The following is a 15,266-nucleotide window of genomic DNA, read 5'->3' on the forward strand; positions in this document are numbered from 1 at the left end:
CAGCTCCTAAATGGGGTTTATTCTTGTTCAAAAAAATCCAAATAAAACTCTGGATCAACAGGCGTGCCATCTTTTAATATTTCATAGTGTAAGTGGGGTCCAGTGCTTCGTCCGGTACTACCAATCGCCCCAATCACTGAGCCTTTTTTGACCTGTTCACCTTGCTCAACATTGATTTCCGAAAGGTGTGCATACAGAGTTATGTAGCGATCATTGTGTGAGATGCGAATCGTATTGCCGTAGCCACCGTAAAATTCAGCCAGTGTGACGACACCGTCACCTGCTGCAAACACTGGTGTTCCGGTTGCGCCCCGAACGTCTATTCCTGAGTGGATGGACTGTGTGCGATTAAATGGATCAGATCGTGGTCCGAAGGCAGATGTAATGGTGTCTGGTTCTGTTGGCCATGCAGTCGGAATATATTGCAGGTTATGCTCCAGTTGCTCAATATTCGCTATTGTTTGGTGGTAGCGGTCAATCCATTCAGTTGTTTCTAGTAGTGATTGTTGCTGAGATAGCTGGTTAATTTCTTCATCTAGCAAAGGAATGTTAATTCCACCTAAAGCTTCTTCGGGCATTTCATTTATGTATTGGTGAAATTTTTCTTCTATTTCATTAAGTTGTTCAAAGCGCTCAATGACTGTATCGCGTTCATTTTCTAGTACTTCAACTTCAGTTACTAAAGTGTCTTTACGATTTTCTAAAAGGGTTACTTGTTCACTAAGCTGTTTGTTAGTTGTGGCTAAATTATCATTCAACAAGACATTGTAGATTAGTAAGATAATAGGTATTAAACCAATGATAGCGAGCACAACTAATAAGATACGAGGGAAATACAATTGTCTCGTTTGCTTATGTGCTTGATTAGATATAATCGTAAACGTGAGCATCCTCGGTCTAAATTTCCTTAGACTCACATTCGCCTACTCCTTTCTGAAATGAATTCGACTAAATATTACATTATTCTAAATAATCTATGGTAGTCCACTAATACCATACTTAAATGCCTAAAATTTATCAAGAGATTATCATGTTTTGTAATCAAGTTGAAATATAGAGTTGAAGTTTTTGTCTAAAATTGGGTTTTAAAAACTTAATAAAGCACTATGAAATAATTGTCTCAGAAAATAAAATTAACCCTAAAGCCTTAGTAGGCTTTAGGGTTAATCTCGTTATGTGTGTGAAACAATAAAGCTGGCTTGGCCAGAAAGGCTGTAGCTATCTACAGTAGCGGGAATAATGAAATGCTCACCCTTCTTAATTGAGTAAGTCGTTTCATTTACAGTTAATGTTGCTTCACCATCAACGACACTAATCTGCACGAAATCACAATCTCGCTCTAATGTAACGGACCCACTTAACGTCCAATGGTAAACGGTGAAGTAATGCTCTTTAACGAGTTGTTTAATCTTCAATCCTTCAATGGTTGTTTCCGATTGCGAAAAGCTTGGCTCGACATGTGGCGCAGTAGTAACCTCGATTGAAGAAGCTAAATGGAGCTCCCGTGTTTGTCCCTGATCATCTGTGCGATCATAGTCGTAAACACGATAGGTAATATCTGAGCTTTGTTGCGTTTCAAGAATTACAATGCCTTTTCCGATTGCATGAATCGTTCCACTAGGGACATAAATAAAATCGCCAGCCTTAGCAGGAACACGACGTAATAGCTTGTCCCATTGACCAGTTTTGGCTAATTCCTCAAATTGATCGTTTGAAAGAGCGTGGTGACCAAAGACAATTTCAGCCCCTTCTTCAGCCTGTAGTACGTACCAGCATTCTGTTTTTCCATAGGGTACACCTTCTACTCTTTGAGCATAGTCATCGTTAGGGTGTACCTGAACAGATAAATCGTTTGCGGCATCAAGAATTTTCACGAGCAGAGGGTAAGCTTCATGATTATCTACTGCCTTGTTAAATAGCTCAGGTGCATCTTCCCAAGCATTCAATAACGTTTTTCCAGCTAGTGGTCCATTAACAATGGTACATGGACCATTTTCATGAGCAGAGATAACCCAAGCCTCTCCAGTTAAATCATTCGGAATGTTATAGTCGAACAGGGTTTTTAGTTTGCGCCCCCCCCAAATGCGCTCCTGAAAAACAGGCTGTAAAAAAATAGGTGCATCATACATGATATCGTCCCCCTTTGTGTAATTTATCACGGATAACTAACTGTAAACTTCCCCACATCAAGGATAGGTAGAAAATCCAAGTATGCAAAGTGCGCTATCAACAGTCAGTAAAGGCCCGATTGGTTCAGAGGCCGTTATTAGGTCACACCTGTGGTGCTAACAATCAGTACACTTCACTGATTGAAGGTTCACTTTATCCTTGAAGGATAAGTGCAGCGGCACCAATGACGCCGGCATTTTGATCAAGCTTTGCTGGAACAATTTCAGTTGCTCTGCTAGCGGGGTTCAATGCAAAAGTCTTGACGTATTCCTCCACCTCTTTAAATAATACATGACCCACCTTAGTTACGCCACCGCCAAGGACAATTTTTTCAGGATCAAACGTATTAATTAATGTTACACAAGCAATACCGATTGTCCGAAAGACATCCTGAACAAAAGGTTTCAAGATGGGATCATCTTGCTGATAGGCTTCAATTACTTCTACAGTTGATAAGGATTTGCCAGCGAGCTGTGAGCCTTTTCTGGCAATGGCTGTTCCTGAAGCGATATGCTCTAAGCAACCATGCTGACCACACACACATTCACCGTAGCTAGGATTGATAACTGTGTGACCAAAATCACCTGCGTTGCCACGTAAGCCAGTTACCAATTGACCATTTACATAGATGCCCGCTCCAATCCCTGTGCTAATCGTTAGATAGACAAAGTCATTGGTAGCTTGTGCTGCCCCTAACCATCTCTCTGCTAGAGCAGCTGCGTTAGCATCGTTTTCTAAACGAATGGGTACAGTAAAATGGCTCTTAAATTGTTCAACGATCGGTATGTTTCGCCAATTCTTTAAATTTGGTGGACTTGTAATAAGTCCTTCCTTGCTATTTAGCGGTCCAGGTGCACCAATCCCAATGCCGATAAGGTCAGAGTCCGAGAGAACTTGTTCATCTAACTGTTGATTAACGGATGCTATAATGCGCTCAATCATTTCTGTTGGCGCTATGGTTAGATCAGTTGGTAATTTATCCTCTGAAACAATTTTCCCTTGTTCGTTAACAAGCGCAATTGCGACTTTTGTGCCGCCAATGTCAATTCCGACAGCATATTGCATATATTCATCCTCCTTTTTTACGTTAAAGTTGACTACTACTTAATGACTTAAGATGAATGATTAAGTAGCTATTAATTATTTAAGGCTATCAAGGTGTTAATAAATTCACGATAGCTGGTACATTGAGTTAAACTCTGAATTAAAGCAGGGTTATCGACCATTTTCCCAAGCATTTCATACATGTTTTGCAAATCTTCTTTGCTATCTTTCTCAACGTTTAATAAGCAGACAAACTGTACACGATTACCAGCCCAATCAATTGGCTTTTTAAGTGTACAGATGGTTAGGCATGTTACATTGGTTTGCGCTGTTATGGGGTGAGGGATTGCAATTAAGTTACCATAGGCGGTTGGTGCGATACTTTCCCTTTCGTAAACTAAGTCTAGATAATTATTAGGTAGGGCTACCTTATCTTGTAATTGCTTGACTAAAAAGGTAAGGACGTCTTCCTTTGTTTGTAAGGGTTTACTTAAAAAGAGTAAATCCTCTCGAATATATTCAAACACACTGTTAACATCCTCTTCGACAAACGCTTCAATTTTAACAATATCCTTCTCAGTCAAAATTGCATTAACTTCAATTACAGGAACCGGGACATCCTGGTGAATTGGAACTGAGCTAACAATAAAATCTGTTTTGTCAAAGGGAACCTGCTGTAATTTGTAATATTCAGTTGTGCCAAGTATCTCAATCCGGGAGCCGAACTGTGACTTTAGCTTATATTTAATTAAATGAGCACTTCCTAAACCCGAGGCGCAGACGATAAAGCAACGAATTGGCCCTGTTTGCATTTTTTTCCGTTCAATAGCTGCACCAATGTGCAACGCGATATAGCCAATCTCATTTTCATCAATGGCAACGCCCATCAATTCCTCTAACACCAGTCCAGCGACAATCCCTGCTTCAAATGCAAGGGTATAGTTCTGCTTAATATCATTTAACATGGGGTTGCGCACATTCATGCCGTATTTATACCGGTTAATAGCGGGTTTTAAGTGCAAACCCAGGCCGATAATAAGTTCCTTATCATGACGAATACCTAAGTGCATTTTCGCTTCAAGGGCATCTAATATTTGTGTCGTCATTGATTGAATGGGTTGATCCATAATCGTTTCAATGGTTGTCTCACTCATATTTGTTTGACTAACCATTTTGGTACCGAGCAAATGAATAGCGATATAGGCTACCTCAACGGTAGGAAAGGTGACACCGAGTATTCGTTCAGCAGCAGTTACAATGTTCTGCGCTACACGATATTCACGCTGTTTAGTTATTTCGTCAATATCCTGGGTAATGAGTGAAACGTGATGTCCACTTTTAATGCGCTTATAAGCAATAGCGATATGAATGAACAAATTATTAATTGCAATATCAGACAATGATATCTTATGTTCACGAATTTCATTAATTAATAGCATCCAAATTTGTTCAAGTTGTTCAGCATTGATGTCAGCAATTCTCGTTAATTGATCCTGCCAAATGGTAGTAGAAGCAGAACGGCTGCGGTCGAAAATATACTCAGACATCGCGAACCGAAGCTTAACTTCATTACCAATTGCCTTTAAGCCGTAATTGGGTTTCTTATCGAGTGTGATATCATGCTTATCGAGTAGCTTTTTAACTTGTCTTAAATCACTTTGGATCGTTGACTTACTAATATGCATTTCATCACAGAGCTCGTCGAGTTTAAGGTAATGTTCAGAAAGTAAAAATTTTTTTAATAAGTATTGGACCCGTGCATCGGGTGAATTAAGTAAATGATCGCCATCAATTTGACCTTCAACAAATTGATTAAGATATTGCCGGAAATCCAAGTCATCCTCAATGATGAGCTCATAGCCTGTTCCGCGAGTAGACTTGATTCTTGCCCCGTGCTTACGTAGTTCGTAATCAAGCCCTTTAATATCCTCTCTAATTGTCCGAGAAGTGACATCTAGAACATGGGCTAAATACTCACTGGTAATCGGCTTATCTGATGCCATTAGCTCACGCAAAATAATAATGATCCGGGAGTTCAATTTATCATCCCCTTTTTTGATCCCTAGAGCTTAGCAATAAAGCGTATACGTTCATTATAGCTTGTTAGGAACTAATATGACTAGATAATTAACGAAAAAAATAAGATTTAGTACGATCTATTTAAAAGAAGCCCGGTCTAGTGAATACCCCTTTATTCAGGTGACAAAATAAGCTAAAGGGGAGGGGACTTTCAGTTGTGGCGATAATAAGCTGAAAAGCGTAGCAATTTTCATCGCTACGCTCTAAGCATGCATTCTTAATCGTTAAAGCCGTTTTGCTTCGAGACATCTGCAAACCAAGAGGCACTCTTCTTAGCTGTTCGTTCTTGTGTTGCTAAATTGACAGAGAAGAAACCATAGCGGTTTTTATAAGCGTTTGACCAAGACCAATTATCCATGAAAGTCCACAGATGATAGCCCTTGACATTACAGCCTTCTGTAATAGATTTGTGTAGCCATTTCAAATGCTCTTTAATAAATTCGATGCGGTAATCATCTTCAATTCGACCATCTTTTAGGAAGCGTTCTTCATTTTGCACGCCCATGCCATTCTCAGAAATAAATGATTCAATATTGCCATAGTTTTCTTTTAAATTAATCATAATATCGTAGATGCCTTTTTCATAGATTTCCCAACCACGATAAGGATTCATTTTACGACCAGGCATTTCATAATTATCAAAGAACCAGTCCGGCATGAATGGACCGTATGGATTAGGTAGATGAGCCTTTGCTTGAACACGTCTTGGTTGATAATAATTAACACCAAGCAGGTCAACAGTATTCTCTTTAAGTAGTTCCTTATCGCCTTCCTCAGTATGAGGTAAATGACCATACTCTTCTAATAGGCTAATTAGATCTGCTGGATACTCACCCTTAACGGCCGGATCAAGAAAGCTACGGTTAAAGAATAAATCGCAAATATGGGAAGCTTTCAAATCGGCAGGGTTTTGGCTGCGGGGATAAGAAGGCGTAAGGTTTAACACTATCCCAATTTTCCCATCCTGCGTCTGATGATAAGCTTGTACAGCCTTTGCATGTGCAATCATGGTATGATAACCAACCTGTATCGCTTTTCTAGCATCAACCACATTTGGGTAGTGGAAGTCATATAAATAGCCACCTTCAACCGGAACAATAGGTTCGTTGAAGGTAAACCATGTCTTTACTCGATCTCCGAATAAACGAAAAGCTTCGTTTGCATAGTTTACATAAGCTTCAACCACATCCCGATTTTCCCAGCCGCCTTGGTCTTGGAGCTCAAGTGGCATATCGAAGTGGAAGAGGTTTACAAATGGTTCAATATCATTGGCGATCAGTTCATTGATCACGTTATTATAGAAGATTACTGCATCATCGTTAACTTTACCGACGCCACCAGGAATTAGTCGGGCCCATGAAATTGACATTCTGAACGTGTTATGTCCAATCGACTTCATGTTCTTGATATCCTCTTGATAACGATTGTAAAAATCAGATGTTGTGTCAGGACCGACATTCTCAAAAAACCGATTTGGTTCTGTTGCATACCAGTGGTCCCAGATATCCTTGCCTTTGACACCATTATTTGAGCCTTCAGTTTGTGTAGCTGAAGCAGCGCTGCCCCACCAGAAGTTCTTAGGAAATTGATAATTTAAAGTCATTGTGTTGTCTCCTTACTTATTTCTGTAAATTTCAATAATCTCGATAGCTAAATCTCTTACTGTCATTGATGTCATTAAATGATCCTGAGAGTGTACAAGGATGACATTGACACTTTGGCCATCTCCACGAGCTTCTTGCTGAAGTAGCTCAGTTTGGAATTTGTGTGCTTTGCCCAGCTCTTCGCCCGCTTCCTTAATTTTTAAATCAGCGGCCTCAAAGTTACCTTCCTTGGCTTCCTGAATGGCTTCCATTGCACTGGATTTTCCATTACCTGCATATAAAATAATTTGAAATGCAATCTCTGTCATTGTTTGTTCCATGTTGTTGTCCCCCTTGATTAAAGTCCATTAAATGGCATGCGTATTTCCCTATAAAGGGAAATACGCATGCTTGGTTTATAAATGCTTAAGCAGCATTTTTTTCACTTTCGTAGTACTGTTTGTCAATAACTTTGATAAACGGTACCCAGATAACAAATACAATTGCCATGTTGATTAACTGCATAACACTACCCATAATGTTGTTACCTGTTGCTAAGAATCCACTAATTAATGCCGGTGTTGTCCAAGGGACGATAACGCCAGCAGGCCGTGGTGCAAAGCCGGTTGCCATGGCAAAGTAAGTAACGATAGCAACTACAACTGGTGCAAGTAACCACGGTATAACAACCATAGGGTTCATGATGATTGGTAAACCGAAGATGACGGGTTCATTTACATTAAAGATACCTGAACCAATACCAAGCTTACCAAGCTCTCGGTTTTGTCTGCTTTTTGCTACGACAAAGATTGCAATTAGAACAGCAAGTGTCATCCCAGAACCACCAATACCTACAATAAACGTATCAATAAATTGTTTGGTAACGATGTTAGGTAGTTCTTCACCAGCCTGATAAGCGGCAAGGTTTTGATCGTTAAGTGTAAACCAAATTGGATCTAGAACTGAGTTGATAATAATTTGGCCGTGTAAGCCAAAGAACCAGAAGATTTGAATTAAAAGCACGGCTACAATGGTAGCTGGCAGACCACTTCCGAGAACAGTTAAAGGCTCTTGAATAATAGTATATATAAAATTCTGTACCGTATCAAACGGAGTATAGCTAAAAATAATTCGAATAACTAAGAAAATTGTTAATGTAAAAGCAATTGGAATAAGTGCTGAGAACGAACGAGAAACTGCATCTGGAACACCAGCTGGCATTTTAATCGTTAATTTCTTATTAACAAAGTATTGATAGAGTTCAGCGGCAATAAAGGCACTAAAAATCCCTAAGAACATACCTTGTGCACCAATAGCTGAAGTTGGGATAACGCCACCCGTACCATCTAATACTTGCGGAGTGAGCACAAGGAGTGCACCAATTGCAACAACCCCACCATAAATAGATTCGCCACCACGTTGTTCAACCATTTTATAACCAATACCAATAATTACAAAAAGACCCATGATACTAAGAGTGGCAGCTGATGCTGGATCTAATGCATTTTTATATGATTCTAAGGCGCTTTCACTTAATACTTTGTCGAGGAATGGTAAATTAGCAATAACAACAAAGATTGAACCAAAAATAATTAACGGCAAAGCAACCATAAAGCCATTACGCAACGCTGTTAAATAACGGTTGTTGTTTAATTTATCAGCAATTGGCATAAGAACATTTTCTAATACTTCCATAAATTTATTCATATTTCTTCCTCCTTTTTATTGTTTTTAAAAGGTATTATTATTCACCAATAAGTTCTAAAGCTTTGTCAAGAACAGCTTTACCATCGATGCGTCCATAAGAGACAGGATCAATGACATCAAGTGGAATGCCCACCTCGTTCGCTGTGACTGAGAATTTCTTTTTCATAAAACGCATCTGTGGACCAATTAATAGAACATCAGCACGTTTCATATCTTCAGGTGCTTTATCTTGAGCAACGGCCCAGATCTCTGCATCAATACCGCGCTCTTTTGCGCTCTCTTCCATTTTTGATACAAGTAGACTCGTTGACATGCCGGCAGAACATGCTAATAAAATTCTTTTCATGACTATTTTCTCCTCCTTTAATAAATGATGTATACCGCTTACAACCTCATTCTATTTTAGAAACGCTTTCATTACCACGTGTAGTTTTTCCGTTTTAAAACGGAAATGAGTTATTCAAGACGTTAAAAAGCTCGTTAGCGCAGTACTGCGCTAACGAGCTTTTTATTAAGGGGGGTGTAATATTAATAGCATTCCCTTTTTGAAAATTCGGTAAACCTCATTTACTTATAAACTTGTTCACTATCTATGTCAAGTAGTCGAGAGTGAATCAGATCACGGTACCAGTAGGCAGACTTTTTAAGTTTGCGGTTCCGGTTATCGGCTAAATTAATCTCAACCAAGCCATAGCGATTTTTAAAAGCATTCATTGGCGAAACATTATCTGAATATGCCCACAGCATATAACCGCGGCAATTTGCACCATCCGCTACTGCCCGCAAAAGCTGGTAAATATGATCGCGAATAAAGGTAATTCGGTAGTCATCTTGGATAATGTTTGTCTCATCCTTAAAGCGGTGCTCATTTTCAACACCCATGCCATTTTCGGCAATAAACCATTCAATATTGCCATACTCGTTCTTCATCCGCATCGCCATGTCATACATAATTTCAGGATAGATCTCCCAACCCCGGTGCGGATTCATATTCCGGCCAGGCAGCTCGAACTTTTCATAATAATAGCTTGGGTGAAAAGGAACTTCATCGTTCCAAGTTGCTGTTTGGGCTTGAACACGGTGCGGGAAGTACAGGTTTAACCCGACATAATCAACCGTATTAGCTTTAATGATCTCAAGCTCTGCATCAGTGTAGTCAAACGTTATGTTGTGCTTGTCCATCAGTTGCCATAACTCCTGTGGATACTCACCTTTGATGGAGGGATCAAGAAAGACCCGATTAAAGAAGAGATCATAAATGCGAGCAGCCTCCTGATCATGTGGGGCTGAAGAACGGGCATAAGTAACCTCCGGGTTCAGGATGACACCAATCTTTGCACCAGTTTGATCCAGTTTTTTTTCCTTGAAAAGCTTCACCACTCGTGCTGTTGCAAGGGCTTTATTGTAGTTCCACTGCATCCACTTGCTCGTGTTTTGCTCATAGGGATAACGAATAGCATCTAAATAGACGCGTGTTTGAATGACAATCGGTTCATTAAAAGTAAACCAGTGCTTCACTCGATCGCCATAGCGTTCAAACACTTTTTCAGTATACTTTAAAAAGAGTTCTAGAACATGCTTAGACCCCCAACCACCATATTGTTCAAATAATACAGCGGGTACTTCATAATGTTCTAGGCAAATCATGGGCTCAACACCATTTTCGAGTAGTACATTGATAAGATTATCGATGTAATTAGCATAATCTTCATCGACTTCCGCATTTTCATAGTCAGTTAAAAAGCGTGACCAATTAATTGAGGTGCGAAAATGGGTAAGTCCTATTTCCTTCATTAACGCAACATCTTCCTGATAACGGTTGTAGAAGTCTGTTGCCCCTGCTGGTCCATAGCCGTTATGCCAAACGTGCTGGGCATTTTTGTACCATAAATCAAGGAATGAGTCTTGTCCTTCCTTTTTTCCTGACCACCCTTCTGTTTGCCAAGCAGAAACAGCAGCTCCTAATATGAAATCTTCTGGAATTTTAATTTTGTCCATAATTTTTTTCATCCCCTATTCCTTTGTGAATGCTTCCCAGATACCTAATAAATAACTTGCGCCAAGTGCTCGATCATAAAGCCCGTAGCCTGCTCGGCCTTGTTCACCCCAAATCATCCGTCCATGATCAGGGCGCATATAGCCACTGAAGTTGGAATCAGCATATGCTTTTAAGATACCAGACATATCTAAACTACCAGTAGCAGAGTAATGCGCTGACTCTTCAAAATCACGATTGTCTAGAATTTTTACATTACGCATATGAGCAAAATGGATTTTGTTTTTTTGTCCGAACTTTTTAACAAGCTTAATAACATCATTATTAGCGTCACAGCCTAATGAGCCACTACAGAGCGTTAGCCCATTACTGTCACTGTCAACGATACTAATTAAGCGATCTAAACTTTGTTCATTTTTGATAATACGGGGTAAATCAAACAATGACCAAGGTGGATCGTCAGGGTGAATTGCCATTTTAATATCACATTCCTCAGCGACTGGAATGATCGCTTTTAAGAAATAGCTTAAGCTCGCCCAAAGATCCTCATCTGTTTTATCTTGATAAGCCTCTAGTAATGCCTGTAATTCCTGCTTTTGATATGAGGTATCCCAGCCAGGAAGTGCTAGGTTATTTTTATCTTGACTTAATTTTTCAAGCTGTTCATTGTAAAATACTAATGTTGATGATCCATCAGGGAGCTGTTTATCCAACTGGGTCCGAGTCCAGTCAAAGACCGGCATAAAATTGTAACAGATTACTTTAATACCGGCTTTGGCTAAATTACGAATGGTATCCTGATAATTGCTAATATATTGGTCTCGTGTAGGGTGACCTAGCTTAATATCCTCATGAACAGGTACACTTTCGATAATTTCTAAGTGAAGCCCGGCCTCCTCAATTGTTTGTTTAAGTTTAGTGATTTTGTCTAGCGGCCATACGTCACCGACGGGTATATCATAAAGCGCACTAACGATGCCATACATACCAGGGATTTGGTTAATATACTTAAGCGGTACCGGATCGTCATGCCCAAACCAGCGAAAAACCATTTTCATTTCTGTCACACCCCAAATTTCCTTTTTAATTTGGCTTTATGTTCTTACATTGTCAAGGTTAAGCCTAGCATTGATATTTCCTATATGAATAAGAAGTAATAAGTAAGCTAGAATAAAAGCGTAGCAGAATTAGGCTACGCTCTAAAGTTTTTTTATTCACTAAAGCCGTTCTTTTGTGCAGTTTCTGCAAACCAACTTGCACTTTTTTTAGCTGTTCTTTCTTTCGTTTCTAAGTTAACTGAGAAAAAGCCATAACGATTCTTATAAGCATTCATCCAGGACCAATTATCCATAAAGGTCCAGAGATGATAGCCTTTGGCATTACATCCTTCGCTAATTGCTTTGTGCAACCATTTTAAATGCCCCTTGATAAATTCAATTCGATAATCATCCTCGATTCGACCTTCTTTAATAAAACGTTGTTCATCTTGAACACCCATCCCATTTTCTGAGATGAATGATTCAATGTTACCATAATTCTCTTTAAGGTCGATCATTATGTCATAAATTCCCTTTTCGTAAATTTCCCAACCACGATACGGATTCATGTTTCGACCAGGCATTTCGTAGCGATCAAAAAACCAGCTTGGCATAAAGGGGCTGTGCGGGTTAGGGAGGTGATCCTTTGCCTTTACTCGACGGGGTTGGTAATAGTTCACCCCTAATAGGTCGACAGTGTTTTCTTTTAGCAATGCGCGATCCTCTGGTAAGGTGGTAGGTAAATGCCCATACTCCTTTAGTAATTCAATTAGCTCAGCTGGGTATTCTCCCTTTACAGCTGGGTCTAAGAAACTTCGATTAAAGAATAAATTAGCAATGCGCGAAGCTTTTAAGTCAGCTGGATGCTGGCTACGCGGATATGACGGTGTAAGATTTAAGATAATTCCTATTTTACCGTCATATGCTTGATGGTAAGCTTTTACTGCACCGGCATGAGCCAGCATGGTATGATAAGCAACTTGAATTGCCCGTCTTGCATCAACTACATTTGGATAATGCATATCATATAAATATCCAGCCTCTACTGGGACAATCGGTTCATTAAAGGTAAACCATGTCTTGACACGATCACCAAACAAAGCGAAAGCTTGCTGCGCATATGCTACATAGGCATCAATGACGTCACGATTTTCCCAGCCTCCTTTTTCCTGCAGGGTCATCGGCATATCGAAATGATATAAGTTGACGAAAGGCTCGATTTCGTTAGCAATTAACTCGTTAATCACTTGATTATAAAAATCGACCGCTTCTTGATTAACCTCTCCAGTACCTGCTGGAATTAATCGTGCCCAAGCAATAGATAACCGAAAACTATTATGTCCTGTTGCTTTCATGTTTTTAATATCTTCTTTAAAGCGATTGTAAAAGTCAGAGGTATAATACGGTCCAACCCCTTCGAAAAAGCGATTTGGCTCTGTCTCGAACCAATGATCCCATATGTCTTTTCCTTTTGTTCCATTATGTGATCCTTCAGTTTGCGTAGCTGAAGCAGCGCTTCCCCACCAAAAACCGCTAGGGAATTGATAGTTTTTAGTCATGGTTAGCCTCCTTTACTTATTACGATAAATCTCAATAATTTCAATTGCTAAGTCTCGAACGGTCATTGCCGTCATTAGGTGATCTTGTGAATGAACGAGGATGACATTTACCCCGCCTTGTTCACCCCGTGCTTCTTGCTGTAGTAATTCGGTCTGATATTTGTGTGCTTTTCCTAATTCCTCACTAGCTTCAATAATTTTAGCGTCTGCCTCTGTAAAATTACCTTCTTTAGCCTCTTGAATGGCCTCCATTGCACTTGACTTGCCGTTTCCCGCATACAAGATAATTTGAAAGGCAATCTCTGTTAATGCTTGTGTCATCATTGCTCCCCCTTTAGTAAACCCTTTAAGTTAGTCATTATTTAATTCACTTTGTAAGTATTGCTTGTCTAATAATCTGATGAACGGGAACCAGATGACAAAAACAATTCCAATGTTAATTAACTGCATAACAGCTCCCATAATATTGTTTCCGGTGGCTAAGTACCCGCTAATAAGTGCAGGCGTGGTCCATGGTACGATAACCCCAGTTAGTCTAGGTACAAAGCCAACTGCTGTAGCAAAGTAAGTGACAATCGTGACAACCACTGGCGCGACTAACCACGGAATTAGGACAAGTGGATTCATAATGATTGGCAGGCCGAAAATGATTGGCTCGTTGACATTGAATGCTCCCGCTGGTCCACCAAGCTTTCCAAGCTCGCGCAATTGTTTACTGCGTACGACAAGGAATAATGCTATGACAACTGCGAAGGTCATACCCGAACCCCCAAGCCCTACGACATAGGTGTTAAAAAATTGTTTAGTTACAATGTTTGGTAATTCTTCGCCTAATTGAGAGGCTGCTAAATTCTGATCATTTAATGCATACCAAATAGGATCAAAAACTGAATTAACAATGATTTGACCATGTAAGCCAAAAAACCAAAATACTTGAATTAATAGCACGGCAATAAGCGTTGCGGGCAATCCACTACCAAGAACGGTTAAAGGCTCCTGAATAATGGTGTAAATTAAATTTTGGACAGTCTCAAACGGTGTAAAACTAACAATAATGCGAATGACAAGAAAAATGGTTAATGTCAAGGTAATTGGAATTAAAGCACTAAACGATCGTGATACTGCTCCTGGGACCCCTGCCGGCATTTTAATTGTTAAGTTCTTGTTAACAAACAGTTGATAAAGCTCAGACGCAATAAAAGCAGTGAATATTCCTAAGAACATACCTTCTGCACTAAGTGCTGATGTAGGAACGACACCAGATGTGTTATCTACAACCTGAGGTGTAAGAACGAGAAAGGAGGCGAGCGCTACCACTGCGCCATAAATCGCTTCACCACCGCGTTGTTCAACCATCTTATAGCCAATTCCAATTATTGCAAATAAACCCATAATACTTAATGTGGCTGCGGAAGCTGGGCCAAGCGCATTCCGGTAAGCCTGGTACGCCTCTTCACCGATAACGCGATCTAGGAATGGTAGATTTGCTAGAACGACAAAAATAGAACCAAAAATTATTAAAGGTAAGGCGACCATAAACCCATTACGAAGCGCAGTTAAGTAGCGGTTATTATTTAAGCGCTCTGCTATTGGAACTAATATATTTTCAAGTTTATCCATAAACGTATTCATAAGCTGTTATCCCTTCTAATTTATCTTTATTTAATTACCAATTAAGTCAAAGGCTTTATTAAGAACAGCCTTGCCATCAATACGACCATAGGAAACTGGATCAATAACATCAAGTGGAATCCCAACTTCCTCTGCAGTAACGGCGAATTTTTTCTTCATGAAACGCATTTGCGGTCCAATTAGTAAGACATCCGCTCGTTTCATCTCCTCTGGTGCTTTATCTTGAGCAACTGCCCAAATTTCCACTTCTTCGCCGAGCTCCTTAGCAGCTTCCTCCATTTTTGTAACGAGTAAGCTTGTTGACATGCCAGCAGAGCAGGCAAGTAGTATTCTTTTCATTTTAAAAATCCTCCTTGGTTGATTTTATTTTGATATAGCTAAACCTTAATATAATAACGCTTACACTTACATCTACTCTTTTTCCTACACATGTAGGAAAAATGAGATAGATCATTAGTTT

14 protein-coding genes are annotated in these 15,266 nt (G+C 39.7%); all 14 read right to left on the reverse strand.

Annotated elements, in window-relative coordinates; all coding sequences use genetic code 11:
• Positions 1–17: 17 nt before the first annotated feature.
• Positions 18–917 (reverse strand): peptidoglycan DD-metalloendopeptidase family protein, encoded by a 900-nt coding sequence (locus BM000_RS07565; protein ID WP_245751606.1) that lies wholly within the window; start codon positions 915–917, stop codon positions 18–20.
• Positions 918–1,172: 255 nt separating this feature from the next.
• Positions 1,173–2,129, reverse strand: a complete 957-nt coding sequence (gene manA, locus BM000_RS07570) for a mannose-6-phosphate isomerase, class I (RefSeq protein WP_091496472.1) — start codon at positions 2,127–2,129, stop codon at positions 1,173–1,175.
• A 193-nt stretch (positions 2,130–2,322) separates the two neighbouring features.
• Positions 2,323–3,234, reverse strand: a complete 912-nt coding sequence (locus tag BM000_RS07575) for an ROK family protein (protein WP_091496474.1) — start codon at positions 3,232–3,234, stop codon at positions 2,323–2,325.
• Positions 3,235–3,305: 71 nt separating this feature from the next.
• On the reverse strand, positions 3,306–5,252 hold the full coding sequence (locus BM000_RS07580) for a BglG family transcription antiterminator (RefSeq protein ID WP_091496476.1): 1,947 nt from the start codon (positions 5,250–5,252) through the stop codon (positions 3,306–3,308).
• Positions 5,253–5,509: 257 nt separating this feature from the next.
• On the reverse strand, positions 5,510–6,895 hold the full coding sequence (locus BM000_RS07585; RefSeq protein ID WP_091496477.1) for a glycoside hydrolase family 1 protein: 1,386 nt from the start codon (positions 6,893–6,895) through the stop codon (positions 5,510–5,512).
• Positions 6,896–6,907: 12 nt separating this feature from the next.
• Positions 6,908–7,216 (reverse strand): PTS sugar transporter subunit IIA, encoded by a 309-nt coding sequence (locus tag BM000_RS07590; RefSeq protein ID WP_091496479.1) that lies wholly within the window; start codon positions 7,214–7,216, stop codon positions 6,908–6,910.
• Between the two features lie 85 nt (positions 7,217–7,301).
• A complete protein-coding gene (gene celB, locus BM000_RS07595; RefSeq protein ID WP_091496481.1) occupies positions 7,302–8,582 on the reverse strand; it encodes a PTS cellobiose transporter subunit IIC in 1,281 nt (426 codons plus the stop codon).
• Positions 8,583–8,619: 37 nt separating this feature from the next.
• A complete protein-coding gene (locus BM000_RS07600; RefSeq protein ID WP_091496483.1) occupies positions 8,620–8,928 on the reverse strand; it encodes a PTS sugar transporter subunit IIB in 309 nt (102 codons plus the stop codon).
• 221 nt (positions 8,929–9,149) lie between these two features.
• Positions 9,150–10,580 (reverse strand): glycoside hydrolase family 1 protein, encoded by a 1,431-nt coding sequence (locus BM000_RS07605; RefSeq protein ID WP_091496485.1) that lies wholly within the window; start codon positions 10,578–10,580, stop codon positions 9,150–9,152.
• Between the two features lie 15 nt (positions 10,581–10,595).
• Positions 10,596–11,636, reverse strand: coding sequence for a mannonate dehydratase (uxuA, locus tag BM000_RS07610; protein ID WP_091496488.1), 1,041 nt, complete (start codon positions 11,634–11,636; stop codon positions 10,596–10,598).
• Between the two features lie 152 nt (positions 11,637–11,788).
• Entirely contained in the window at positions 11,789–13,174 is a 1,386-nt protein-coding gene (locus BM000_RS07615) for a glycoside hydrolase family 1 protein (RefSeq protein ID WP_091496490.1), read from the reverse strand.
• Between the two features lie 12 nt (positions 13,175–13,186).
• Entirely contained in the window at positions 13,187–13,495 is a 309-nt protein-coding gene (locus BM000_RS07620; protein ID WP_091496492.1) for a PTS sugar transporter subunit IIA, read from the reverse strand.
• 30 nt (positions 13,496–13,525) lie between these two features.
• Positions 13,526–14,806 (reverse strand): PTS cellobiose transporter subunit IIC, encoded by a 1,281-nt coding sequence (celB, locus tag BM000_RS07625; protein WP_091496494.1) that lies wholly within the window; start codon positions 14,804–14,806, stop codon positions 13,526–13,528.
• 30 nt (positions 14,807–14,836) lie between these two features.
• A complete protein-coding gene (locus BM000_RS07630; protein ID WP_091496496.1) occupies positions 14,837–15,145 on the reverse strand; it encodes a PTS sugar transporter subunit IIB in 309 nt (102 codons plus the stop codon).
• Positions 15,146–15,266: the final 121 nt, after the last annotated feature.

This window comes from Amphibacillus marinus (assembly GCF_900110345.1).
In the GTDB taxonomy this organism is placed as follows: domain Bacteria; phylum Bacillota; class Bacilli; order Bacillales; family Amphibacillaceae; genus Amphibacillus_D; species Amphibacillus_D marinus.